The organism is Prochlorococcus marinus XMU1408 (assembly GCF_003208055.1).
GTDB classification, from domain to species: domain Bacteria; phylum Cyanobacteriota; class Cyanobacteriia; order PCC-6307; family Cyanobiaceae; genus Prochlorococcus_B; species Prochlorococcus_B marinus_A.
Genome location: NZ_QJUE01000002.1, coordinates 89,245 through 114,468 on the forward strand (window position 1 = coordinate 89,245; position 25,224 = coordinate 114,468).

22 protein-coding genes, 5 tRNA genes and 3 rRNA genes are annotated in these 25,224 nt (G+C 37.7%); 16 read left to right on the forward strand and 14 right to left on the reverse strand.

The features are described from left to right. Positions 1–384 precede the first annotated feature (384 nt). The 4 genes from psbM to DNJ73_RS01975 all read left to right on the forward strand — a co-directional run bounded on the left by psbM (position 385) and on the right by DNJ73_RS01975 (position 2,604). Positions 385–543, forward strand: coding sequence for a photosystem II reaction center protein PsbM (gene psbM, locus DNJ73_RS01960; protein ID WP_158466046.1), 159 nt, complete (start codon positions 385–387; stop codon positions 541–543). Between the two features lie 152 nt (positions 544–695). Beyond that, positions 696–1,151: an acyl-CoA thioesterase gene (locus DNJ73_RS01965; protein ID WP_158466047.1), complete on the forward strand. Its 456-nt coding sequence runs from the start codon at positions 696–698 to the stop codon at positions 1,149–1,151. A gap of 54 nt (positions 1,152–1,205) precedes the next feature. Continuing rightward, complete coding sequence (gene prmC / locus DNJ73_RS01970) at positions 1,206–2,027, forward strand: peptide chain release factor N(5)-glutamine methyltransferase (RefSeq protein ID WP_374027154.1); 822 nt, start codon at positions 1,206–1,208, stop codon at positions 2,025–2,027. Then, entirely contained in the window at positions 2,005–2,604 is a 600-nt protein-coding gene (locus DNJ73_RS01975; protein ID WP_158466049.1) for an L-threonylcarbamoyladenylate synthase, read from the forward strand. Before prmC ends, DNJ73_RS01975 begins: the two co-directional genes overlap by 23 nt. A gap of 207 nt (positions 2,605–2,811) precedes the next feature. Here the strand turns inward: DNJ73_RS01975 and DNJ73_RS01980 are convergent. The 6 genes from DNJ73_RS01980 to ctpZ form a co-directional block, all read right to left on the reverse strand. Next, positions 2,812–2,883, reverse strand: a tRNA-Thr gene (locus DNJ73_RS01980). A 132-nt stretch (positions 2,884–3,015) separates the two neighbouring features. Further along, positions 3,016–3,360, reverse strand: coding sequence for a cell division topological specificity factor MinE (minE, locus tag DNJ73_RS01985; RefSeq protein WP_158466050.1), 345 nt, complete (start codon positions 3,358–3,360; stop codon positions 3,016–3,018). Between the two features lie 4 nt (positions 3,361–3,364). Then, positions 3,365–4,180 (reverse strand): septum site-determining protein MinD, encoded by an 816-nt coding sequence (gene minD / locus DNJ73_RS01990; protein WP_158466051.1) that lies wholly within the window; start codon positions 4,178–4,180, stop codon positions 3,365–3,367. A 158-nt stretch (positions 4,181–4,338) separates the two neighbouring features. Then, positions 4,339–4,989, reverse strand: coding sequence for a septum site-determining protein MinC (minC, locus tag DNJ73_RS01995; RefSeq protein ID WP_158466052.1), 651 nt, complete (start codon positions 4,987–4,989; stop codon positions 4,339–4,341). 7 nt (positions 4,990–4,996) lie between these two features. After that, positions 4,997–6,253 (reverse strand): HD domain-containing protein, encoded by a 1,257-nt coding sequence (locus DNJ73_RS02000; RefSeq protein WP_158466053.1) that lies wholly within the window; start codon positions 6,251–6,253, stop codon positions 4,997–4,999. Positions 6,254–6,256: 3 nt separating this feature from the next. Then, on the reverse strand, positions 6,257–7,567 hold the full coding sequence (gene ctpZ / locus DNJ73_RS02005) for a carboxyl-terminal processing protease CtpZ (protein ID WP_158466054.1): 1,311 nt from the start codon (positions 7,565–7,567) through the stop codon (positions 6,257–6,259). Between the two features lie 69 nt (positions 7,568–7,636). Here ctpZ and petB point away from each other — a divergent pair, with 69 nt between their 5' ends. Beyond that, the gene (gene petB / locus DNJ73_RS02010; RefSeq protein ID WP_158466055.1) at positions 7,637–8,293 is read left to right on the forward strand and encodes a cytochrome b6; all 657 of its coding nucleotides are present in this window, start codon (positions 7,637–7,639) and stop codon (positions 8,291–8,293) included. A gap of 57 nt (positions 8,294–8,350) precedes the next feature. Further along, the gene (gene petD / locus DNJ73_RS02015) at positions 8,351–8,833 is read left to right on the forward strand and encodes a cytochrome b6-f complex subunit IV (RefSeq protein WP_158466056.1); all 483 of its coding nucleotides are present in this window, start codon (positions 8,351–8,353) and stop codon (positions 8,831–8,833) included. Here the strand turns inward: petD and DNJ73_RS02020 are convergent. After that, positions 8,830–10,281 carry a glycoside hydrolase 100 family protein gene (locus tag DNJ73_RS02020; RefSeq protein WP_158466057.1) on the reverse strand — a complete coding sequence of 484 codons (1,452 nt, stop codon included), beginning with the start codon at positions 10,279–10,281 and terminating at the stop codon, positions 8,830–8,832. The two genes, petD and DNJ73_RS02020, sit on opposite strands and share 4 nt — an antisense overlap. Positions 10,282–10,919: 638 nt before the next feature. On the opposite strand from DNJ73_RS02020, the gene DNJ73_RS02025 reads away from it, so the two are divergent. From DNJ73_RS02025 to rrf, 5 genes are all read left to right on the forward strand, one after another. Next, positions 10,920–12,404: ribosomal RNA gene (locus DNJ73_RS02025) — 16S ribosomal RNA — on the forward strand. 166 nt (positions 12,405–12,570) lie between these two features. Further along, positions 12,571–12,644, forward strand: a tRNA-Ile gene (locus tag DNJ73_RS02030). A 9-nt stretch (positions 12,645–12,653) separates the two neighbouring features. After that, positions 12,654–12,726: transfer RNA gene (locus tag DNJ73_RS02035), tRNA-Ala, on the forward strand. Positions 12,727–13,033: 307 nt separating this feature from the next. Continuing rightward, positions 13,034–15,911 (forward strand): 23S ribosomal RNA (locus DNJ73_RS02040). Positions 15,912–16,001: 90 nt separating this feature from the next. Continuing rightward, positions 16,002–16,118: ribosomal RNA gene (gene rrf / locus DNJ73_RS02045) — 5S ribosomal RNA — on the forward strand. Together the 16S, 23S and 5S rRNA genes with 2 tRNA genes alongside form the textbook arrangement of a ribosomal RNA operon. Before the next feature lie 46 nt (positions 16,119–16,164). On the opposite strand, the gene DNJ73_RS02050 is transcribed toward rrf, so the two are convergent. Together DNJ73_RS02050 and DNJ73_RS02055 are read right to left on the reverse strand one after the other, a co-directional pair. Continuing rightward, on the reverse strand, positions 16,165–17,013 hold the full coding sequence (locus DNJ73_RS02050) for a DNA-formamidopyrimidine glycosylase (protein WP_158466058.1): 849 nt from the start codon (positions 17,011–17,013) through the stop codon (positions 16,165–16,167). Between the two features lie 12 nt (positions 17,014–17,025). After that, entirely contained in the window at positions 17,026–17,244 is a 219-nt protein-coding gene (locus DNJ73_RS02055; protein WP_158466059.1) for a photosystem I reaction center subunit IV, read from the reverse strand. A 205-nt stretch (positions 17,245–17,449) separates the two neighbouring features. On the opposite strand from DNJ73_RS02055, the gene DNJ73_RS02060 reads away from it, so the two are divergent. Continuing rightward, positions 17,450–18,499 carry a hypothetical protein gene (locus DNJ73_RS02060; RefSeq protein ID WP_158466060.1) on the forward strand — a complete coding sequence of 350 codons (1,050 nt, stop codon included), beginning with the start codon at positions 17,450–17,452 and terminating at the stop codon, positions 18,497–18,499. 10 nt (positions 18,500–18,509) lie between these two features. Here DNJ73_RS02060 and DNJ73_RS02065 read toward each other — a convergent pair whose 3' ends face one another. Beyond that, entirely contained in the window at positions 18,510–19,382 is an 873-nt protein-coding gene (locus tag DNJ73_RS02065) for a LysM peptidoglycan-binding domain-containing protein (protein WP_158466061.1), read from the reverse strand. 47 nt (positions 19,383–19,429) lie between these two features. Then, positions 19,430–20,809, reverse strand: a complete 1,380-nt coding sequence (locus DNJ73_RS02070) for an aldehyde dehydrogenase family protein (protein WP_158466742.1) — start codon at positions 20,807–20,809, stop codon at positions 19,430–19,432. Between the two features lie 289 nt (positions 20,810–21,098). On the opposite strand from DNJ73_RS02070, the gene DNJ73_RS02075 reads away from it, so the two are divergent. Then, positions 21,099–21,353: a hypothetical protein gene (locus DNJ73_RS02075; RefSeq protein ID WP_257473287.1), complete on the forward strand. Its 255-nt coding sequence runs from the start codon at positions 21,099–21,101 to the stop codon at positions 21,351–21,353. A gap of 79 nt (positions 21,354–21,432) precedes the next feature. Continuing rightward, a complete protein-coding gene (locus tag DNJ73_RS02080) occupies positions 21,433–22,206 on the forward strand; it encodes a TVP38/TMEM64 family protein (protein WP_158466063.1) in 774 nt (257 codons plus the stop codon). An 18-nt stretch (positions 22,207–22,224) separates the two neighbouring features. On the opposite strand, the gene DNJ73_RS10260 is transcribed toward DNJ73_RS02080, so the two are convergent. The 3 genes from DNJ73_RS10260 to DNJ73_RS02095 form a co-directional block, all read right to left on the reverse strand. After that, positions 22,225–22,326 carry a DUF4278 domain-containing protein gene (locus DNJ73_RS10260; protein ID WP_219045843.1) on the reverse strand — a complete coding sequence of 34 codons (102 nt, stop codon included), beginning with the start codon at positions 22,324–22,326 and terminating at the stop codon, positions 22,225–22,227. A gap of 1,535 nt (positions 22,327–23,861) precedes the next feature. Continuing rightward, positions 23,862–23,933, reverse strand: a tRNA-Thr gene (locus DNJ73_RS02090). 11 nt (positions 23,934–23,944) lie between these two features. Further along, positions 23,945–24,026: transfer RNA gene (locus DNJ73_RS02095), tRNA-Tyr, on the reverse strand. Positions 24,027–24,134: 108 nt separating this feature from the next. On the opposite strand from DNJ73_RS02095, the gene aroQ reads away from it, so the two are divergent. Both aroQ and DNJ73_RS02105 read left to right on the forward strand, forming a co-directional pair. Continuing rightward, complete coding sequence (gene aroQ, locus DNJ73_RS02100; protein WP_158466065.1) at positions 24,135–24,572, forward strand: type II 3-dehydroquinate dehydratase; 438 nt, start codon at positions 24,135–24,137, stop codon at positions 24,570–24,572. Positions 24,573–24,579: 7 nt separating this feature from the next. Next, positions 24,580–25,194, forward strand: a complete 615-nt coding sequence (locus tag DNJ73_RS02105) for a tRNA-(ms[2]io[6]A)-hydroxylase (RefSeq protein ID WP_158466066.1) — start codon at positions 24,580–24,582, stop codon at positions 25,192–25,194. The last annotated feature ends 30 nt before the right edge of the window (positions 25,195–25,224 follow it).

The following is a 25,224-nucleotide window of genomic DNA, read 5'->3' on the forward strand; positions in this document are numbered from 1 at the left end:
AAATGACTTTTGACACTCTTGGAAGAAATCTAGCGTGTTTTAAGCGGCTTAAATTGGCAAATAATTAGTCGTAGACTAGAAAAACGAAAAAAAAAAAGAAAAAAAAGAAATTTTGAAATTTAATGCGATTTTGTAATTTTAAGTCGTTTTTGTATCCAAGTGATTTCAAAAAACTGAAAATTCTTGGGTCAAATTTACTAGAAAACGATTATTTGAAAAAAATTTCAGACCTATTCTCATCCAAATAAATACATGGAATACAGATAAAGCAAAATTTTTCGGCAAATTACAAAATCTCAGTCTCTTTGAATCAAATCCCAGTTTTTCTGCTTAAGGGATATATAGTTTGTTTCAGCAAATTTGTTCTGAGTAAAAACCTCGGTTATGGAAACCACTAGTTTTGGCTTTGCCGCGAGTCTTTTATTTGTTGGAGTACCAACAATCTTTCTTATTGGTTTATTTGTCTCTACCAATGATGGTGAGAAATCAAGCTTTTATTCTGATTCCAGTAAGGGTAGATTGAGTCCTCAACCTAAAAAGTGATTTAGGATTTTTTTTAGATTCAATGATCTCAAGTATTTGCTTGAGATCAAAATTAACTATTGATTTTTTACTTTAAATTTATTCTTGGAGTAGGTCTTTCAATAGTTTTTTAATTTAATTATTAGGATTTAAGATAATCTAGCTTTTTTTTAATGAGTTCAATAATAAATAAAGGGTGGAAATTAACTAAATTAGTTCTACCTCAGCATACAGACCATGCACGTGTCATGTGGCATGGTTCTTATATAAATTTCTTAGAAGAGGCAAGAATTGATGCATTAAATAAAGTTGGAATGTCTTACTCAGAATTATCTGAAAAAGGTTTTGAAATCCCAGTAGTTTCTTTAAATATTAAGTATAAAATGTCTTTTAATCATGGAGATAAAGCTTTATTAATTAGTCAATTTAAGATGGATAATAAAATAAGACTTAATTGTAAAACCTTTTTTGTAAAGGTAAATGGTGATATTGCTGCAGAAGCATTAGTAGGACTTGTTGTCGTTAGAAAGAAAAATGACTCAATTAAGTTAATTAGAGAATTACCTGATCAAATTAAAAATATATTATTACTTTTAGAAGAGGGGCCTAAAATTGAAATGATTGAATAATTTATGATTTATAATTCCATTACAGGCATTTCTTTTCTTCAATGGAGAAAAAAAATGATTTTGAAAGGCGGAAGGAAGGTTGATTTCGATTGGCTGTTAGATATCGCTGCTGGTATTTCTTGGAGTAATTTGCAAAACATAATTTTAAATCCTGAGCAAGGTTTCTCTTTAGAAATTTCAACTGAGGAATTAGAGTTTATCTGGGAATGTCATTTGAAAGATAAAACACCCCTTCAACATTTGATTTCTAAATGTCCTTGGAGAGATTTTGAGTTAGAGGTTTCACCAGATGCACTTATTCCAAGACAAGAAACAGAATTATTGATTGATTTGGCTTTAAAAAAAGTTGAAAATTTAAAATTTGGAAGGTGGGCTGATCTTGGTACAGGTTCTGGTCCTATTGCTATTGCTTTAGCAAGATCTCTTCCTAATTGGAAAGGCCATGCTGTTGACATTAGCAATGAAGCATTGCAACTAGCAAAGAGAAATTTAAAATCTTTGTCTCCTAATTCGAATGTAAAACTTTCTTTAGGAGATTGGTGGAACCCTTTAGAAAGATGGTGGGGAGGTTTTGATTTGGTCTTAAGTAATCCGCCTTATATCCCTTCTGATTTGATTGGAGGATTAGAACCAGTTGTTAAAAATCACGAGCCTCGTATTGCTTTAGATGGAGGTGCAGATGGCATGATCGCTTCAAAACAAATAATTATGGGTGCGAAACAGGGTTTAGCTAAAAGCGGTTGGTTGATTCTCGAACATCATTATGATCAAAGTGAGAAGATAATTGATTTTATGAAAAAAATTGGAATGGAGGAAGTTTCTTTTGAAAAAGACTTAAACGGAATCAAGCGTTATGCAGCTTGCTGTAAAAAATAAAATGGTTGCAGATCAATTGCATATTCCTGAATTAAGCTTGCAACTAAAGAAGGGATCTTTAGCTTTATTCCCTACTGATACTTTGCCAGCCATATGTTCATATCCTAAATACTCAAATAAGATATGGAATATAAAGAAAAGACCATTAAATAAGCCACTAATATTAATGGGTGGATGCTTGGAAGATTTATTTGAGTTTGTTAAACCTTGTGCGATTGAAGATGGCTTAAAAATAGCCAAAATTTACTGGCCTGGTGCGTTAACAATTATTTTGCCAACAATTGGAAATGTCTCTAAATACATGAATTGTAATTCTGATTCTTTAGGTTTTCGAGTCCCAGCCTTAAGACTCGCAAGAGATTTGCTCATGAAGACAGGTCCTCTTGCAACTACCAGTGCAAATATTTCTGGAAAACCACCTGTTAAAGACGCAATAGAAGCTTCGGTTCAATTCCCAGGGATTCCAATTCTTGCTCCTGTCCCTTGGCCAAACGCTTCTGGGATTGCAAGTACAGTCATAGAATGGAAAGATGGTAAATGGGACATTTTAAGGGCTGGTTCAATTGTTTTGAATTAACAAAAAAGAATGATTTATCTGTTATTAATAGTTTTTTTATTGCAGTTTATTTTTTGGTGGCTTTTTAGATCTCCAATCATGAGCTTTGAATGGATTATTGAATTAAGATTCCTCAAAATATTGCTAGCTGCCTTTTTAATTTTTATTATTTCTGGTAAATCAAAATAAATCTATTTAAAAGGAGTTTTTGAAAAAGAGTTTTTAAAATGCCGGCTAACAGATTTGAACTGATGACCTTCGCTTTACAAAAGCGCTGCTCTACCGCTGAGCTAAGCCGGCAACGTCTATTATTCTACCTAAAAAAGTAATCTAAAAGTTAATCCATTTAGAAATTTGTTGAAAAATCCTTTTTTAAATATCTTCATTATCTTCATTGATCTAATCCCAAATTGAAGACCATCTTTAAATTTATTAATGAGAACTTTGATCAGTGCTTTCTATTCCTTCAGAATTCTCTTCTGAAGGAATATCAGGCTCTATAAGCTTGATTTGACCATTTAATGTTCTTTTTATTGGTAGGTTTGCAACTAAAGCTGTCATACGATCTTCCGTCTCAAGACTAACAGCACCTTCATCCATATCTATTTCTACATATCTTGCAACCACCTCTAAGATTTCTTTTCTCATCTGATCTAAAAGCTCTGTACTGAGATCTGAACGATCATGAGCTAGAACTAGCTGAAGCCTTTCTCTTGCAGTGCTAGCGCTAGAGGGCTGCCTACGCAGTAATTTGTTGATAATGTCTCTTAGTGTCATTGCTTTAGAAAATTTTTGTTTGCATTAGTCTTCTAAATTTTGCACCAAATCCAGAACTTTCCTCTACGGGATCAATAAGCGGAATATCTTCACCTTGTAATCTCTTCGCAATATTGAGATAACATTTGGCTGCTGGTGAATTAACGCTATTTAAAGTAAGCGGCTCTCCTCTATTTGTACTGACAATAACTTGTTCATCCTCTAGAACAAGACCTAGTAAAGGTAACGCTAAAATATCAGTTACATCGTCAATAGAGAGCATTTCTTGGCTTGCCATCATTTTTGGCCTAACTCTATTAAGAACTAATTGGACTGGTTTTATCTCGTTCGTATTTAGCAAACCAATCACCCTGTCAGCATCTCTGACTGCAGAAACCTCTGGATTGGTAACGACTATTGCTTCTTGCGAGGCAGCCATTGCATTCTTAAATCCATCCTCAACTCCAGCAGGGCAATCAATTAAAACGTAGTTGAAATGCTCTTTTAACATTTCTACTATGCGTTTCATATCTTCAGGTTTTAACCAATCAAGCATTCTTGGATTGCCTGCGGGAAGTAAAGATAGATTTGACTCTTGCTTATGTTTAACCAAGGCTTGATCAAGTCTGCATTCTCCCTCAAGAACTTCTTGCGCTGTATAGACAATTCGATTTTCTAGACCTAATAGTAAATCTAAATTTCTCAGACCAAAGTCTGCATCTAAAACAGCAGTATTTAGACCTTGCCTTGCAAGTGAAATGCCTAGATTTGCTGTAAGAGTTGTCTTGCCAACTCCACCCTTTCCTGAGCAGATAAGAATGACGCGCGTATCTGTCGCCACGGACCTCCTTGGATTCGACAAACTTTAGTTCGATTTTGATGAAGAAAAAAGCTTTATTGTTATATCGGCTGCATTGAGTTTGCTTTTGAAGACATCTCTAAGGTTTTATTTGCTTATTTTAACCTTGTTGAAACCTTTTTTTTGATTAACTTTTCAAATTAAATTGAGTCCAACGGGGAAATAATAATTTGTTCCAAATCTATCCTTGCTTGCTCTGCAAGGCCTAGTTGTGGTTTCTCTTTAGGTCCTCTAGCAACTTTATTTGCGATTCTTAGTTGAACTGGTCTGAGTTGAAGTGCAGAAATAGTTGCTTGAGAGTTTCCTTCCCTCCCTGCATGAGCAATTCCGAGAAGTCGTCCCCAAATAATTATATTTCCCTCTGCGCTAACTATTGCTCCTGGATTAACATCCCCAAGGATTAATAAATCACCAGGGCTATCCAGGTATTCCCCTGATCTGATAGTGCCTTGGTGAAAGTTGGTTTTTGATGAATTTAAACATTTATTATCTATTTTTGAGATTTTATTTGAGTAGTTTTTAATAATATAATGTGATTTAAAACCAAGTGAATGACTGCTTATTATTGTTTTAGGAGATGTGGAGGAGAAGCTAACAACTCTGCAACTATGTTGATTTACTATTGATATTAATTCTAAGATATCTGTACAAGATAGATTTAGATTACTACAACCAATTTCTATATATTTAGAGTGTATATTTTTTAGTTTATGTTTTAAACATGATTTCCAGTTTAGATATTTTTTTTCATCATCAATATTAATTATTATTTTTTGCGATGTTGAATCCATTTTGTAATTAATTTTTAATTGCTAGATTTTTAATCTCTATTTTTAAGTCATGTTCAATTTCTTTGGGATAAATTAACCATGAAGATTGATTAGCTTCTATTAATCTCTCAACTAATTGCGAGGCTTTTTCTAAAGCCTCTAGCTTGTTTCCGTCCCATAAACGAAGTCCATATTTATAAGGATGATAACTTTTAATTATTTGCTCTCTTAGACCACATGATATATCAGGCTCGATACTATATTTTTCCGATAATATTCTGGCTTTTGCGAGAGCTTCTAATCTAATCTCTAAAGAGAAAGAAGATACGTTTAAGGCCTTTAATAAATCTCTTTGTATAAAACGTCTGCATAGAGTTGATAAATTATTATTGGAAGATTCTTGCCATCTATTAATATGGTATCCGGTGATTATATCATCATTTGATAAAAACCTTTCGGGGCTCATTCTTTCATAATTCCATAGCCATTCAGACATGCTTACATCTGCCCATATTTCTTTTGGACCAAGCTTCCTCGCTGTTTTTACAATTTGCTCTAATAACCAATTACAAACTTCATTTAATCGATGATTATACACGCTCCTATACATCAAATTTCTTATGACTAAATAATGCTCAACTGCCATTAAACCTTTTGGATGTATTGCTAAATCACCATCTGGTGCAATAGTCATTGCTGATATTATTCGATCAATATCTAATTGACCATATCTTGCTCCTGTCGTATAACTATCTCTAATTAAATAGTCAAGTCGATCGCAGTCTAACTGACTACTTATTAGTGAAATTATTAATTTTTTTGGTGCTTCTCTAGATTGAATTAAATCAGAAATTGCTTTTGAATGACCCTTTCCATATTTATTAAGTATGAAATTAATTTCTTCATTTGATTGTATCAACTTAGCTGTCCAATCTTCATGACTGATTTTGAATATCTCCTCACTTGTATGACTTAGTGGTCCATGTCCTAAATCATGTAAAAGAGCAGCACCATAGAGAAGAAATTTGTGCTCATTTAGTTTTGAATCAAATGTGGATAAATGATTTATTGCTCTTCTTGCCAGATGAAATACACCTAGTGAATGTGTAAATCTGCTTGACTCTGCTCCATGAAAGGTTAAATATGCAGGACCTAATTGTTTGATTCTTCTTAGTCTTTGAAATGGGGAGGAATCAATTAATTCCATCACCATCTTTTCTTCTGGGATTAATGTGTTTAGTGTTATTGATTGATGTAGCGGGTCGTAATAAGTTCTTGTTGACATGTCTTATTCAATTTCTTTAAGAGCTGATTCTTCTTCATTTGTTTGACTTTCTTTTGACAGTTTTTCTGAGGCTTCTTCTTTGTCCAAAGTGGCTTGCATGATTAGCTCAGCATCTAAAAGCCATCTATCTTCATCAGAACCAGGACTTAGTGGCTCTGGCATCTCTAAGAGACGATCAGGATCTATTCCAAGATTTTGTATATCTCTTCCGCTTGGAGTTAGGTAGCTTGCGACTGTAACGGCTAATCCACTGCCATCACTAAGATTTGTTAGAGATTGTATGAGGCCTTTCCCAAAAGTTTTATTACCAATAAGTTCAGATCTTTTGTTGTCTTGCAAAGCGCCAGCAAGTATTTCACTAGCACTTGCAGTACCTTCATTTACGAGAGTCACCATAGGGCCATCATAAAGAGTTTCTATGCCAGAACTGATTGGATCGTTTATGGAATCTCTTTTTTTCGTTTCAACAATGGGCATGTTGCTGAGGAAGTTATCTGCAACTGCGAGACCTGAACTTACTAGACCTCCAGAGTTATTTCTTAAATCTAAAATTAATCCCTCTATCTCTTTCTCAGAAAGTTCTTCTAGTGCTTCCTTCACTTGATCAGGAACTCCTTCGCTAAATTGTGTGATTCTTAAATAACCAAGAGTATGAGATTCATTTCTTATCCTTTTTGTTCTTACAGGTCTTAAATCAACACTTCTTCTCTCTAGAGTAATTTCTTTTATTTCGTTATCAGTTTGTTCTAGTTCAACAATTACTTGTGTACCTGTTTGCCCTCGCAATTTCGCTGCGGTCGCCTCAAGTCCTAATTTTTTTGGTGATTGGCCATTTACTTTTCTTAAAATGGTTCCACTTGTAATCCCTTCGTCTGAGGCAGGTGAGCCTTCGAGAGGAGATATTACAACAATTTCTCCATCCTCCTTTCTTGCACCCAACTGCAGTCCTACTCCATTGATTTCGCTGCCTATATTGCTTTTTTTCATTGCTTCGTAATCTTCCGGTCTTAATAATCGCGTGTATGGATCTCCAAGAGGAAGAAGCATTGCTTCTATTGCTGAATAGGCTTGTTGGGAATTATTTATTGGTTTTTCAAGGGCTTTTTGACGAAGTTTTTTCCATTGTATTTCTTCAAATTTTTTAGGAGCTAGATAACCCTCATTAACTAGATTCCATGCCTCAATAACCAGCAGTTGTCCATCATTAAGAGCGAAAGCTGGCTGAGTTAAGACTTGAAATAAAAGCCCAAAGCTAATTAAAACTGCAAAAAGTCTTTGCAGTTGCTTAGTTAAAGATTTAACAGATGAAAGCATTGGATTGATCTTTTGCGGCGACCAAGGGGCACATCGAGTAAGATATTTGAAAATACAGTGCATAAGTGGATGGCGAATTCTTCACCGGTTTATGACTGGTTCCAGGAACGTCTTGAGATACAGGACATAGCTGATGATGTCACATCAAAATACGTTCCTCCACATGTCAACATTTTTTATTGTCTTGGTGGAATAACACTGGTTTGTTTTTTGATTCAATTCGCGACTGGATTCGCGATGACCTTTTATTACAAACCTACAGTAACTGAAGCTTATAGCTCAGTTAGTTATCTGATGACAGATGTGAGCTTTGGTTGGTTGATTAGGTCAGTGCATAGATGGAGTGCTTCCATGATGGTACTCATGCTTATTTTGCATGTTTTTCGTGTTTATTTAACCGGTGGATTCAAAAGGCCAAGAGAATTGACATGGATAACTGGCGTGATAATGGCAGTTATAACAGTTGCATTTGGAGTTACAGGTTATTCATTGCCTTGGGATCAAGTTGGCTATTGGGCAGTTAAAATTGTTTCTGGTGTACCAGCTGCCATTCCAGTCATTGGCGACTTTATGGTAGAACTCCTCAGAGGTGGTGAGAGTGTGGGTCAATCAACTTTGACTAGGTTTTATAGTCTCCACACGTTTGTAATGCCATGGTTATTAGCAGTATTTATGTTGATGCATTTCCTAATGATCAGAAAGCAAGGAATCTCAGGTCCCTTATAGTTTTAAGTGCTTTATAAAACCAATCCTTCAATATCCTTTAAAAATTTTTCTTAAACCATGTCTACTCTTAAGAAACCAGACTTATCTGATACGAAACTAAGAGCCAAGCTTGCCAAAGGAATGGGGCATAACTATTACGGAGAGCCTGCATGGCCAAATGACTTATTATATATTTTCCCCGTTGTTATTCTTGGAACAATTGCGTGTGTTGTTGGTTTAGCGGTATTAGACCCTGCATTCCTTGGGGACAAAGCAAACCCATTTGCAACTCCATTAGAAATCTTACCTGAGTGGTATTTGTACCCTGTTTTCCAAATTTTACGAGTTGTACCTAATAAATTACTTGGTATCGCTCTGCAAACCTTAATTCCTTTGGGTTTAATTATTCTTCCTTTTATTGAAAATATCAATAAATTTGCGAATCCATTCAGAAGACCAGTTGCAATGACATTATTTTTATTTGGAACAGTTTTGACGATGTATCTAGGTATCGGAGCATGCTTACCTATTGATAAGTCTCTTACTTTAGGCCTTTTCTAAAAGTCCTCTCCTAGATCCAACATCAACACATCATCAGGCTCAGCTCTTAAAAGATGATGCATTAATAAAAATCCAACAATTGTCCAAGTTTGATAAGTCCTTGATTGTTGACCTACCCATGTGCCAGTAGGACCATCAAAATATTCAGCCCATTTTTGTCTTGGTAGTTGATTTAATTGACTCCAATAGCATTCTTCTATTAGAGCTCTCATTTGCCCCATAAGTAAAACATCAGCTTTTGGGTATCGCTTTTCATGAAGCAATATAGAAGCACCAAAAAACCATAAAAGGCTAGGCCAATGCCCGCCATTGTGGTAACTCCATGGCCAATTTTTTGGATCGGAACCAGTTTTGTTTTGCCATTCTTCTATGTCCATTGGTGGATGGCATATCCTCATTGGCATTTGTGCCATAAGATGCTCTCGATTATGAAGAACCAGACGGAATAATGCTCTTTGCTGAGGAGCGGTTAATACTCCAAACATGCATGCTAGAGAATTTCCCAAGCTATAAAATCGAAAATCTGGTCTTCCAGTTCTTATGTTCCCGATAAGATATCCACCTCTATTTTCTAGCCAGTCTTGAAGCCATGAAGGGACTACTTGAGGCTGTACATTGAATTCATTCTGATGTTGATCTTCACCATATTGCTCGGTAGGCCTTCTCCTAAGCACCTGCATAGTTTTGCTTGTGACCCAATAATGTTTCAAAAGAAATTGACGGAGGTCATGCACCCATTGACGAGTTAAAACAAGTCTCTGATCTAATAATCGGCTCTTTTGATGTTTCCTACTTAATTCCATTAATTGAATACAACTTTTTAAACATGCATGTAATAAAATCTCCACTTCAAGGGGCGCCCCCCATACATCCATTGGTCGATCGATCATAAATGAGCAATCTGGTACGAATAAAACTGGATTCCCCTCAAAAGTCGGATGCAGAACTAAATCCAGAAGAAGTTGAACACCTCTTTGAACCTGTTGACTGGTTCCAAAACTTTGATCGCCACTTTTTTTTACGTAGAGCCAACAAAGTATTGGCCACCATAAGCTTGCATCAGCAGAAGTAATTCTTCCTATAGATCTTTGCCCATAATCTGCTATTAACTTCCCTTTCTCTTCTATAAAGCTTGTTGGAAAAACCCCTCTGGTTTGATATGTAGTACTTTGTAAATCTAGACTTACCGTCAAGAATTTTTTGACTATTTCAAATCGTTTTTGAGTTAATAGGTAAATCATTACTGGGACATTGTCCCTTAAAAAGATTTCTCCATAATTGAGTGCATCGTTTTTCGTTGGGTGCTCCAAAGCAGCAACACTTCCAGCAATATCGCCAGAAATTTCAATCAGAGTTTTTTCAAAATGTTCTTTAGCTCTTGCAACAACTTTGTCTTCGTTTGAGTTGGGGCGCACTCTTTGGTGCTGTTGGCTAAAACGTGCGGGCATTAAGATAATTTGATGCCATCGCTAAAAGCTAGTTATGGCTTACTCCTTTGATATTGATAGTAAGAGGTAAAACATTTCATTTGCAACTTTGTTGCATCTAAGTACGTTGAGGGTCTACAATATTTTTCTGCGCAAAAGTAAATCTTGAGCGTACTCACTGAACGAAAATTACGTAACGTATTTTACTTAAGTGGGAGTTTTACAACATTTAAGGACTAAACCCTTCTGTGTTGTAAGCTGAAAAACGGTCGAAAGATCGGAAAATGTTTTGGCTTTTTGCCAAAACAGAACCTAGACAACTTAAAAGTTTAGGAACTGACGCTTTTATCGCGTCTGGTTCTTTTTTGAACTGGATGTATTGCGATAAAGGTGTGAGGTCCCGTCAAAAGAAATTAGTTGCCAAATTTTGTAGCAATGTTGAATACGAGTTTCACGGCTCGATTTAATATTCGGTGTTACAAGAGGTAAGCAACGACGGATCTGAGATCCGGGAAAGTCACGAAGATAAATCTAAGTGCACTCTTTAGAACCCTTACAAAAATAAGGTGGCAACAATCACAATCAGTACGCCAGTGCTGTTATCAGTGGGAGAAGCAAATCAGACTGAGTAGAATTAATTTTTACAATAGGGCCTGAATACAACGGAGAGTTTGATCCTGGCTCAGGATGAACGCTGGCGGCGTGCTTAACACATGCAAGTCGAACGAACCTTCGGGTTAGTGGCGGACGGGTGAGTAACGCGTGGGAATCTGCCCTCAGGAGGGGGATAACGGTTGGAAACGACCGCTAATACCCCATATGCCGAGAGGTGAAATGAATTTCGCCTGAGGATGAGCCCGCGTCTGATTAGCTTGTTGGTGAGGTAATGGCTCACCAAGGCTTCGATCAGTAGCTGGTCTGAGAGGATGATCAGCCACACTGGGACTGAGACACGGCCCAGACTCCTACGGGAGGCAGCAGTGGGGAATTTTCCGCAATGGGCGAAAGCCTGACGGAGCAACGCCGCGTGAGGGATGAAGGCCTCTGGGCTGTAAACCTCTTTTCTCAAGGAAGAAGATATGACGGTACTTGAGGAATAAGCCACGGCTAATTCCGTGCCAGCAGCCGCGGTAATACGGGAGTGGCAAGCGTTATCCGGAATTATTGGGCGTAAAGCGTCCGCAGGCGGCCTTTCAAGTCTGCTGTTAAAGCGTGGAGCTTAACTCCATCATGGCAGTGGAAACTGATTGGCTTGAGTATGGTAGGGGCAGAGGGAATTCCCGGTGTAGCGGTGAAATGCGTAGATATCGGGAAGAACACCAGTGGCGAAGGCGCTCTGCTGGGCCATAACTGACGCTCATGGACGAAAGCCAGGGGAGCGAAAGGGATTAGATACCCCTGTAGTCCTGGCCGTAAACGATGAACACTAGGTGTCGGGGGAATCGACCCCTTCGGTGTCGTAGCTAACGCGTTAAGTGTTCCGCCTGGGGAGTACGCACGCAAGTGTGAAACTCAAAGGAATTGACGGGGGCCCGCACAAGCGGTGGAGTATGTGGTTTAATTCGATGCAACGCGAAGAACCTTACCAGGGTTTGACATCCTGCGAACCTTTAAGAAATTAGAGGGTGCCTTCGGGAACGCAGTGACAGGTGGTGCATGGCTGTCGTCAGCTCGTGTCGTGAGATGTTGGGTTAAGTCCCGCAACGAGCGCAACCCACGTTTTTAGTTGCCAGCATTTAGTTGGGCACTCTAGAAAGACCGCCGGTGATAAACCGGAGGAAGGTGTGGATGACGTCAAGTCATCATGCCCCTTACATCCTGGGCTACACACGTACTACAATGCTACGGACAAAGGGCAGCAAACTCGCGAGAGCTAGCAAATCCCATAAACCGTGGCTCAGTTCAGATCGTAGGCTGCAACTCGCCTACGTGAAGTAGGAATCGCTAGTAATCGCAGGTCAGCATACTGCGGTGAATACGTTCCCGGGCCTTGTACACACCGCCCGTCACACCATGGAAGTTGGCCACGCCCGAAGTCGTTACTTTAACCCTTGTGGAGAAGGACGCCGAAGGTGGGGCTGATGACTGGGGTGAAGTCGTAACAAGGTAGCCGTACCGGAAGGTGCGGCTGGATCACCTCCTAACAGGGAGACAATTAATTGATTGTGATGTCTAAGCAATTTATTCTTAGGCCGCAATCCTGTCACCTTAGGTCGATCGGTACCTCAGATTTTTGAATTAATTTTATAATTAATCCTTTAATTTCAGTTTCTAAACTTGTCTAGGTCACACCCAACAAGGGTTTCTCCTGGGCCATTAGCTCAGGTGGTTAGAGCGCACCCCTGATAAGGGTGAGGTCCCTGGTTCAAGTCCAGGATGGCCCATTCGTTGTTGGGGGTATAGCTCAGTTGGTAGAGCGCCTGCTTTGCAAGCAGGATGTCAGCGGTTCGAGTCCGCTTACCTCCACTGAAAACTACCCTGATAACTAATTTCAGGAGAAAATTTGTGAATGTGACTTAGTAATGTCTATTTGAATTAGAACCTAGCTTCTTGTCATCTTTTTATAGTTGATAATATGCTGGGCTCACATGGGATTACTTCCATGAGAATTCAGTAGAACCTTGAAAACTGCATAGATTGAAAGAATAAAGCATCTCATGGATGCATAGTTCCGTATAAATTTTTTAGCTTAAGAGCTAAAAAATTTATATTTGGAATTCATGTTTAATTCTTGAGTAAAAGCCGAGCACAATTGATTTTGTGATTGTATTAAGGTCAAGCTACAAAGGGCTCATGGCGGATACCTTGGCACGCAGAGGCGATGAAGGACGTGGTTACCTGCGATATGTCTCGGGGAGCTGGATACACGCTTTGATCCGGGAATTTCCGAATGGGGCAACCCTTAGAACGGCCAGCTGAATATATAGGCTGGCACGAGCCAACCCAGCGAACTGAAACATCTTAGTAGCTGGAGGAAAGGAAAGTAAATAACGACTCCCTAAGTAGCGGCGAGCGAACGGGGAATAGCCCAAACCGATAGTTTCGACTATCGGGGTTGTGGGACAGCAACGTGGACTAACAAACCTAGAAGAAGCGCTTGAATGGCGCGCCATAGAGGGTGAAAGCCCCGTAATCGAAAGGAGAGTTAGCCTAGCTGTATCCCGAGTAGCACGGAGCACGTGGAATTCCGTGTGAATCTACGAGGACCACCTCGTAAGGCTAAGTACTCCTGTGTGACCGATAGCGCAACAGTACCGTGAGGGAAAGGTGAAAAGAACCCCGGGAGGGGAGTGAAATAGAACATGAAACCATGAGCCTACAAGCAATGGGAGCCCGACTTATCGGGTGACCGTGTGCCTGTTGAAGAATGAGCCGGCGACTTATAGGCACTGGCGGGTTAAACCGAAAATGGTGGAGCCATAGCGAAAGCGAGTCTGAATAGGGCGCTTTGTCAGTGTTTATAGACCCGAACCCTGGTGATCTAACCATGGCCAGGATGAAGCTTGGGTGATACCAAGTGGAGGTCCCAACCGACTGACGTTGAAAAGTCACCGGATGAGCTGTGGTTAGGGGTGAAATGCCAATCGAACCAGGAGCTAGCTGGTTCTCCCCGAAATACGTTGAGGCGTAGCGTCTAGTGCTCCAGCAGGGGGGTAAAGCGACCATTTCGGTGCGGGCTGCGAGAGCGGTACCAAATCGTGATGAACTCTGAATACCCTGTGTGTAACTAGGCAGTCAGACTGTGGGGGATAAGCTCCATAGTCGAAAGGGAAACAGCCCAGACCGCCAGCTAAGGTCCCAAAATCAACACTAAGTGATAAAGGAGGTGGGATTGCCCAGACAACCAGGAGGTTTGCTTAGAAGCAGCCATCCTCAAAGGAGTGCGTAATAGCCCACTGGTCGAGCGATCCTGCGCCGAAAATGAACGGGGCTAAGTGTTGTACCGAAGCTGCGGATTTGATTTATTAAATGGTAGGGGAGCGTTCTATGTGGGGTGAAGCGTTAGCGTAAGCGGGCGTGGACTGCATAGAAGTGAGAATGTCGGCTTGAGTAGCGAAAACATGGGTGAGAATCCCATGCCCCGAAACCCTAAGGGTTCCTCCGGCAGGCTCGTCCGCGGAGGGTTAGTCTGGTCCTAAGGTCAGGCCGAAAGGCGTAGTCGATGGATAACAGGTCAACATTCCTGTACCAGTTATGTTTTGGGAAGGGGGACGGAGAAGGCTAGCCAATCCAGATGTTGGTTACTGGTTCAAGCGTTCGAGGCTTTGAGGAACGGAGAAAACGTTCTGAGCTAAGGCGTGAGTACGAGCTGCCACGGCAGCGAAGTTGGTGATGTCATGCTTCCAAGAAAATCCCTATACCCGTTAAGGCATAACTGCCAGTACCCGAAACCGACACAGGTGGGGTGGTAGAGAATACCGAGGGGCGCGAGATAACTCTCTCTAAGGAACTCGGCAAAATGGTCCCGTAACTTCGGGAGAAGGGATGCCAGCGCAAGCTGGTCGCAGTGAAGAGGCCCAGGCGACTGTTTACCAAAAACACAGGTCTCCGCTAAGTCGCAAGACGATGTATGGGGGCTGACACCTGCCCAGTGCCGGAAGGTTAAGGAAGCCGGTTAGCGTAAGCGAAGCTAGTGACTGAAGCCCCGGTGAACGGCGGCCGTAACTATAACGGTCCTAAGGTAGCGAAATTCCTTGTCGGGTAAGTTCCGACCCGCACGAAAGGTGTAACGATCTGGGCGCTGTCTCGGAGAGAGGCTCGGCGAAATAGAATTGTCTGTGAAGATGCGGACTACATACACCCGGACAGAAAGACCCTATGAAGCTTTACTGCAGGTTGGTATTGTTCTCGGGCTCTGAATGCGCAGGATAGGTGGGAGACATTGATGTAGTGCTTTTGGGTGCTACTGAGTCAACGGTGAGATACCACTCTTTCAGAGCTAGAGATCTAACGTTTACCCGTTATCCGGGAAACGGACAGTATCTGCTGGGCAGTTTGACTGGGGCGGTCGCCTCCTAAAAGGTAACGGAGGCGCACAAAGGTTTCCTCAGGCTGGTTGGAAATCAGTCGTCGAGTGCAAAAGCAGAAGGAAGCTTGACTGTGAGACCTACAAGTCGAACAGGGACGAAAGTCGGTTTTAGTGATCCGACGGTTCTGAGTGGAAGGGCCGTCGCTCAACGGATAAAAGTTACTCTAGGGATAACAGGCTGATCTCCCCCAAGAGTTCACATCGACGGGGAGGTTTGGCACCTCGATGTCGGCTCATCGCAACCTGGGGCTGAAGTCGGTCCCAAGGGTTGGGCTGTTCGCCCATTAAAGCGGTACGCGAGCTGGGTTCAGAACGTCGTGAGACAGTTCGGTCCATATCCGGTGTATGCGCAGGAATATTGAGAGGATTTCTCCCTAGTACGAGAGGACCGGGAGGAACGCACCTCTGGTGTGCCAGTTATCGTGCCAACGGTAAACGCTGGGTAGCCATGTGCGGAGTGGATAACCGCTGAAAGCATCTAAGTGGGAAGCCCACCTCAAGATGAGTATTCCCATGGTTTAAACCAGTAAGATCACGGGAAGAACACCCGTTGATAGGCTCTACGTGGAAGTCTGGTAACAGATGCAGCGGAGGAGTACTAATAGATCGAGGGCTTGACCTTCTTTTGTTTTTACTTAAATTATTGCTTTATTCTTTCAAGTTATTTTTTAATAATATCTATGCAGTTTTCAGGGTTCATAAACAACACTATCCTGGTGTTCATGGCGATGTGGAACCACTCCGATCCATCTCGAACTCGGTTGTGAAACGCATCAGCGGCGACGATATTTGGGGGGTAGCCCCCTGAGAAAATAGCTCAATGCCAGGTAAAAATATTAAAAAAGGGTCATTATTGGCCCTTTTTTAATGATTAATTATTTTTGGCAATTAGGACACCAATGGGTGCTCCTACCACAAATTTTTTCACGCATTATTAATTCCCCACATTTCTTACAATTTTTACCGGTTCTCCTATATACCCACGCTTGTCCACCATAGTTTCCATTGACTCCCTCTAAATCTCTAAAATCACTAAAAGTAGTCCCCCCTTCACCAATACTGGTTTTTAGTATTTTTACCAGACTATTGCAAATCCTATTTAATTCAGTCTTATTTAAATTTCTACTTTCAGTTTTTGGATTAATACCTGCATCAAATAATGTTTCATCTGCATATATATTCCCAACACCAGCAACAGTTTCTTGATCCAATAAAGCAGATTTAATTGAGCGTTTTTTATTCTTTAAATATTTTCTTAAATAACTACTATTAAAATCACTGCTAAATGGCTCTGGACCTAATCTTTTTATTCCCGATACTATCTCCGATATTGATTGAGAAGAAGGTACATACCACATTTGCCCGAAATTTCTTATATCTATAAAACGAAGTTCTTTACCCGTTTCTTCAAAAAACCTTACCCTTGTATGAGAACACGGTGGTATTTTGTTATCTATTAGTTTGAATTGTCCAGTCATTCTAAGATGAATAACTAAAAAACCTTTGTTATTTTGATTTTTTTCTTTCAGGGAACTTATTAAATACTTACCTCTTCTATTCCAATTACATAAATAACTATTTTGTATGTTATTTATAAAAATTTCAGATCCACCAATACTTGCTATTGTTCGTTCTTTTAAAACATCTATTTTTTTAATATAAAAATTACCAAGAAGTTTTTCTAGTCCTTTTCTAACTGTCTCAACTTCAGGTAATTCTGGCAAAAGTAATAAGCTTTAAATTGCAGCAGCCTCTATTTCTTTCATTGAAAACTGGCTGGTATTGGCACCACCATCAACACCGCTAAATGCTTTGAAATCACATTTTTCAAATTTAACAGTAACTGGGTACCTCATCGCCGGAGATTTATCGATAGAGACTATTTCTCCAATTTGATTGAACCAATATGATTCAGGACGCAAGATGCGAACCTTATCTTTTCTAGCAAAGCTCATCTGACTTCCCTAAATAATTTAATTATCATTATTATCTATCAAAATAGGAGATATTTGTGTTTGTGTCACAGACTGTCGCTGGCATTTTGAAAAAATAGCTAGGGTTTTAGTGGTTTTTTGCTTTTAGAGAATAATAATTCATGTTGATTTTTGGGTGAATTTTCAATTAGCTTGAGATGTTGAACCATTGAAGATTTTATTTTTTGTGATATCTCAGCCATCTTTAGATCCATCTTCTATTAATTTTGATTTACCTGATCCTGAGCAAGATGACTTAAGTAATATTGATTTCATTGAGAGATTAGAGAATGCATGGTCAATATGTGAACAGTTTGACTTGCAAACTGAAATTTGGAGAGGAAGGATTTTACGCGTTGTAAGAGACAGAGAAAAGCGAGGAGGAAATGGGCGAGGTAAAGGTTTTTTGCAATGGTTAAGGGAGATGGAAATTAGTAAAAGTAAGGCATATTCTCTTATTCAATTAGCTGATTCTTCAGATAATCTTGTAGAGGATGGAATTCTTGAAGAATCAAGTGTAAACAATTTTTCTAAGAGAGCTTTTATAGAGACAGCGCAAGCAGAGCCTGAGATTCAACATATGATTTCTGAGGCTGCTAATGAGGGAAAAGACATAACACGAAGGCAAGTAAAGAGCTTGACTGACGAATTTATGGCGGCAACCAGCTCTCTTTTGCCTGACGAAATTAGAGAGAAAACACAATCTAATTTGTTGCCAGCAAAGTTTGTTGCACCATTGGTAAGAGAATTATCTAAATTATCTCCTATCCAGCAAGAGGAAATTTGTGAAACCCTAAGAGAAAATCCAGAAATAGATTCTGTGAAAGATATGACGAATACTGCAAAATGGATAGGTAAGTCTGTAGATGCTTCTCTAGCATTAAGAGCGTTTCAAAATAAGAATTTAAATTTAGATAAAGCTACTCAAGAAGCACTTAGGTTGGATTCTTTAGGATTACTTTCAGATGCTTTTGGACAAGCAAAAACTATAGAGAATTCAATTTTAAAATTTCATTCTGCTTGGAAAAGATTAGAAGGTTTGCAAGAAAGGCTATGGCTCGAGTCTGGTAGTAGTACTCCATATTTAAGAGAACTTTTAGACATCCTTCAAACTCTTACTGGATCAACTATAAGAGTTTCTCTTGGAGAACTTTCAGGTGGAAAAAAATTAAGATTGCAATTGGTTGAAGAAGACTCTCAAAGATTAGATCCACCATCTATTGATTTGAACAACTAATTTAAAATTTTCAATCCTGCTCACAAAAATCATTAATTATTTTAAATTCAAAATCAATATTAGGAAAGTACCAGCTTGTCCAATAAGAATCTTTCAATGTATTATTTAAGGCTCTTTTTTCACAACTAATAGCTAAAAAGAAAGATTTATTTTTTATGCTTTTTGCTTGAGTTATGTAATTACCATCAAGATATATCCAGTCTGACCAATTTATTAATAATGAGCCATACTTTAACCATTTTATAGTTTTGTTTCTTCTTATTTTTAATTTAGTATTAGGTTTGACTTTTTTACGAGAGTTTAATTGATTTAAAGAAATAATTTCTTCTATAGGAACTTTATGTATCTTTGCTATATATGAAAGTTCTTCCTCTTTGGAGGTTTGATGATAAGAGACTTTTTTACTTGCTATTAAAATATTATCTTCATTATTTGCTTTTTTATAAACAGTTTCTTTTGGAAGTAGAATAATCTGATTAGGTTTAAGAAAATATTCATTATCTATATTATTTATAGAAAGAATACTTTTTAGACTTACATTGTAATCTCTTGCTATCTTATAAAGAGTATCTCCTTCTTTGACTTTATATTTAAGAAGATCATTATTGCTTTTTTCCTTTTCAAAATCTTTGCCATTATTATTATCTTTTAGAGGTATAATAATAACTTTACCTTCTACTATTTTATTAGCATCATTGATATTATTTTTGTGCATTAGTTCTTTTAAGGGGATACCATATTGGTTGGATAACTTGAATAGTGTATCGCCACTTTTTGCTGTTATACTTGTCTCTGAATTAACTTGCGAAATAAAAATTGCTAAGAAAAAAATGATACTTTTAAAATAAAAAAAACTGAAAATTAGTTTTGTATTTTTGATCATCTCAAAATTATTAAGACTCTATCCTATAAGTGAATGATAAGTTTATATTAACCTATTAATTTTTTAAGTAAAGATAGATCTAGTGAATAGGGAGGATATCTGAAATTAAGATCCAGCCAAAAAGGTCTTTTTAGAATTGATTTGTAATGAGTGAAGTTATCAAAGCCTGATTTGCCATGATATTTTCCCATTCCACTTGAACCGACTCCTCCAAATGGAAGTTCTGGGATTCCTGCTTGTAAAACAACATCATTGAAGCAAACACCTCCTGAGGATGTCATAGAAAGAACTTTTTCCTGATCTTTATCCCTCCCACCAAAAAGATATAAGGCAAGTGGCTTAGGTAATAATTTCAAATCTGAAATAGCTTCTTCGAGACTTTTGATACACAAAATAGGTAGTAAAGGACCAAACAATTCTTCTTTCATAAGTGGATCATCTCGATTTTCGATTTTAATAAGAGTAGGGCTAATTCTTTTTTCTGATTCATTACAATCTCCTCCATAGATGATTTGTCCATTGGATTCAGCTTGTTTTACTAAATTATTAAGTCTATTGAATTGTCTTTGATTAATAATGCTACCAAGATGTTTTGAATTTAATGGTGTATTTCCATAGAAATCATTAATTGATGTTTTTAAATTGGTAATTAAAGGATCAAAAAGATTTTGCTCAACAAGTAAATGATCTGGTGCAATACACGTTTGTCCAGCATTTAGACTTTTCCCCCATATAATTCTCCTGGCTGTTACTTCTAGATTGGCTCCATTTATAACAACAGCAGGGCTTTTCCCTCCTAGCTCTAGAGTTACTGGCGTAAGGTTTTTTGCAGCCGCCTCCATTACTTTTTTCCCTATGCGCTCTCCACCTGTAAAAAAGACATGATCAAATTTCTTAGTCAATAAATCAGCAGCAATATTTCCATCTCCCTCAATCACTTGAGCAATGTTTGGTTGAAAATATTTTTCTATGAGCTTTTTGATTAGACTTGATACATGAGGCGAATGCTCTGATGGCTTAAGAACAGCAGTATTACCTGCTGCTAAAGCTCCTACAAGTGGTTGAAGTGTAAGTGAAAAAGGATAATTCCATGGACCAATTATTAAGATGCAACCTAAAGGGTCTGGTTGGATAAATGCCTGGGCTGGTTTTAAAGAGACTGGAACATTGATTCGTTTAGATCTCATCCAGTTGCGTAAATTTTTCTGTGCAAGTTTTATTTCTTGTTTAATTGCAATAATTTCGAAGAATGCTTCTGTAGGAGGTTTTTTTAAATCTTTGCTCAGAGCATTTAAAATTTCTTGTTGATGATTTTCTACTAAATCTGATAGAGCATGTAGCTGTTTCCTTCTCCATTTTTCTTGTCTAGTTTTCCCAGATAAGACTAAGTCTTGTAATTGATTAAAAACGGAATTTTCTAATTGCAATGATTTTTCCATTTTTTCTTATCTTTCTAACAAAATAAATCATCCGTTGAGGTTTGGACTCTATGGACATAGCTTCTAAGTAATTTGACCTAGTATTATTACTTGATTATTCTTTATTGCTTCTGAGAAGTAGAGCTTGTTATCCAGATGGTTAAAAAGAATTTTAAGCAAACTATCCAATGAATGATCATTATCTCGACTAAAAATAAATAAGGGCATTTTGAGTATTATTTACGAGTTACTTTTTTTTGACAATAGGCATAAAATAATATTCCCCAGTAGTGATAGATTGATTAATCATCTATTTGTTGTTTTAACTTTCTCTTTCGCTTTTATAAGTGTTGCTGAGATAATGTATTGGTTATACAAAAAAGAATATCTCAGGGCGAAAGCTAAATATCTAAGAGAATTAATAGATCAAAAAAATGATTCAACCAGTTTAAATGAACCTTTTTATTCATGTGTATATGAGAAATGGAACTCAGGAGAAATGCCTTTAATAGAAGCTAATACAATGTGTAGCTTGAAATTTGATCAAAATTAGAGATTTTTATAACAACATGATAAATAACTTTATAGTATAATTTTGAAGTAATTTAGATTCAATCTGAAATTAATAATTTATGGCTAATAAGTTATTAAGTAGTCAGGTATTTAAGTATTTAATATTTTCTATTTTAACTCTTATCTTAATTATTATACTTAGTTCTTTCGACGCTAATATAATTAGAGACCTCTTTTATAATGTTGTAAGCAATATAAATTCCAATAGATTTTTCACTCCAATATTAATATTCTTATTGTTTTTACTGCGTTCTGTCAGTATTATTATACCAATTTTGCCTGGGACAATATTTTCAGTAGCAGCAGGATTTCAGTTTGGCTTTAGCCAGGGTTTAATTGTTATTTTCTTCGCAGATTTTATATCTTGCTCTACATCATTTTTATTGGCTAGGAAATTTGGAAGAAAATATATTAGTAGCTTATTAGGTTTAAGACAAATGAGTAGGGTAGAGAGCATTAGCAAAGATTATTTAGAAAAGAACTATTTTCTTATGACAGCTTTACTAATGTCAGGATTTTTTGATTTTGTTTGTTATGCAATTGGGCTTACAAAAATAACATGGAAGAGGTTTATGCCTGCATTGATCTTTAGCATAATAATTTCTGATTCCCCTTTTGTTGCTAGTGGTTTTGCCGCGAGAAAAATAAAGGATATTGGCTTGAAAAATTTCTTACAAAAAATACTAAATGGGGAATTAGATATGATATCTGGAAATTTCCTTTTGCTATTTATAATTTCATTTTTAACAATATTAATATTGGCAATTATAAATATATATTTTAATAAAAAGAACAAATTTCTCAAAAAAAAAGCCCTTAAGAAAGAGCTTTAAAAATTCTAGAGGTACTACTTAGTTTTGGTAAGACTTCCCACGATAGGTAAGCTGAACATGCTGTTTTTCTACAACTGCTTTGTGCTGGTTGTACTTTAGGCCTCTGTAAGTTAAAGACATTTTTCGTCTCCGAAATATGCTCAAGTCCCCGTTCCTTGGCTTGAGTCAAACTGCGGCCCATCGCTAGATGAGTTGAACGTTTTCTGTAGCACTTGCTACAAAATTACTATAACCCTATTGGTTTCCTTTTGTTGTTCATGTTGTTACATAAAATTTACTGTCTTTTATTTACTGATGTGAATGTGAGATTTTTGCCAAATATTTATTCTCTAATTTTAGAGGAATTCAATCTTCAGGCTTATCTAAGAACTCAATGATTGTAATAGATTATACTTGGCAAATAGTTGTGAACATTTTCAATAAAAGATGAGCAACATCCAAAAGAGTGAATATGATTTTTCAATCTTTATGGCCTGTGACAGTTTATAAACTTTACTGTAAGTAATTGTTCAATACAAATATACATATAAATTAAATGGGTGAGGAGTTGGGATCCTCCAGCAGTGGAAACGAGGAAACACTTGCTTACAGATCCTCAAAAAAACCACCTAGAAATAGGTGGTTTTTTTGTTGATTAATTTAATTTAGGAAAATCAAGAATATTTTTCTTTGGTTTAATTTTTCAATTGGAAGTAATAAGGAATTAGATGAGGGAGAGTCCCTAAGGAAATCAAAAGGACAGAAAACCATAGGAATAAAGATGACACAGTATTAGATCCATTAGATCTGAAAGTTCGTGATACTTGCATGATTAGAACTCCTTTGGGTTAAGGAGAAGGTATTCCACCCTTATATGATCTTGAACACCTTCCCTTTGAAATCAGAACTGAGTGATGGGGATTTAATAGTTCTGATTTATCTGGTCTAGTCGAACCAATAGTAGAAATTCAACAGCATAAATTCCTATCCAGTTTCATGAAACACTCAATTTTCTATAATTCTCTTTTTGAGCAACTCACTTACTATCTAGTGATCTATTTACAGAAAGTAAGGGCAAGAGCTTCTAATTAAGTGATGTAAGAACTGGCAAAAGATATTGGCTTGAAATTTGATGGTGTCCATGGGCCAGTTCAACTTATTTTTATTGGTGGTCTACTTTCTATGTATCGAAAACTTTGGTGTTTTTCAAAAAAACTCATCAAATATGCCTCATCATTAGGAAGCGTCATTTTTTATTTCTAATTGACATTCTTTAGGTTGCTTTTTATAAAAAATTTTATTATTAGAAAATCTTATCAAAAATATCCCTTTTAATCTCGAATAAATAGATTTCCAATTAGTGATATTTAATTTATACATAAAAAAACTATTTGAGTTCTTTTTGTCTCATATCAACAGCCCATTTTTAAAAAGGTGCTCTAGCTTCACGGTACTTGTCAGTTGCACCTGTGTATACAGCTATAAGTCTAAGATCAGTCCTTAAGTATGTATCCCATTCTTCTAATCGTTGCCATTTTTGCTTGATGCATCAGGTCAGATGCATCAAGCAAAAATGGTCTAAAAACAACAAAAGTGGACTCAAAATTGGACGTCCACTTTCAAAGATTTGTGATCCTAGTGCCTCAGATCACATGCCCTGGTTAAGCTTCCGACGATGCCCTCGTCGGGACTTGAACCCGAGACCTCTCCCTTACCAAGGGAGTGCTCTACCGCTGAGCTACAAGGGCTTGTGGAAAGATGGGCCGGGTTGGATTTGAACCAACGTAGGCGTAGCCAGCGGATTTACAGTCCGCCCCCATTAACCACTCGGGCACCGACCCGATCCACCTAATGAGATTAACAGTAAAGGGTGCCACTTTTCTCGAATTTGTTGGTCCTTTTAGATTGGAATAGATACGATCATTAAAGATGTTTAATTTGAAAGGCATATGGATCTTTTGTTAATTAATGGACCTAATTTGAATCTTGTTGGGAAAAGGGAGCCATCTATATATGGGGCACAAACTTTGGAGGACATTCAAAAAGAGTTGTTGACTTTAGCTAAAGAACTTGATGCAAAACTGACATTCTTCCAAAGTAACTCAGAAGGAGAGATGATTGATCGCATTCAAAAAAGTGTTGGTTCAATTGACGGAATATTAATTAATGCAGGCGCTTATACGCATACCTCCATTGCCCTTAGAGATGCTTTACTAGGAGTTGCTATTCCTTATGTTGAAGTGCATTTAAGTAATATTTATTCTAGGGAAGAATTTCGTCATAAATCATTTCTTTCAGACAAAGCATTGGGCTTGGTATGTGGTTTTGGACCAACTAGTTATCAACTTGCTTTACGAGGAATAGTTTCTTTTTTGAGACGAGTTTGAAGAACTGATGGATAAATCACATTCTAAAATGGTTGAGCATTCAAAGATTCGCTGGCTAATTAATAAAACAACTGAGGACTGGGTAAATCTTGCAATTTCTAATCCTATTGAAATACTTTTGGATCATGCACATTGTGAAAGAAAGGCAGCTGGAGTAGCTCTTCAGCTTATGTTTCGCTATGTGAGTGAACCTGGTCTGTCAGAAGTTCTAAGTCCACTGGCGCGGGAGGAACTGGAACATTTTGAAAGGGTTTTAGCTATTTTAAATTCACGTGGAAAAAAGCTCCAAAAATTAGCCTCACCTCCCTATGGAGCTATTTTGGCAAAAAATATTTGCAAAGAAGAACCAATGAGAATGTTAGATAGCTTTCTTGTGGCCGGGCTCATTGAGGCAAGGAGTCATGAAAGAATGAAATTATTGTCCATACATTCGCCTGATTTGGAACTTCGTAATTTATACGCTGATCTATTAAAAAGTGAGGCTAGGCATTTTGGGATTTATTGGAAGTTGGCAGATGAACGTTTTGATAGAAATATTCTTACTTCCAGATTAGATGCATTAGCTAGGGTTGAATCTGATGCCCTAGTTGAAATGCATCAGGCACCAAGAATGCATAGTTAATTAGCTCTTTTGAGTAGACACTTGTTACCA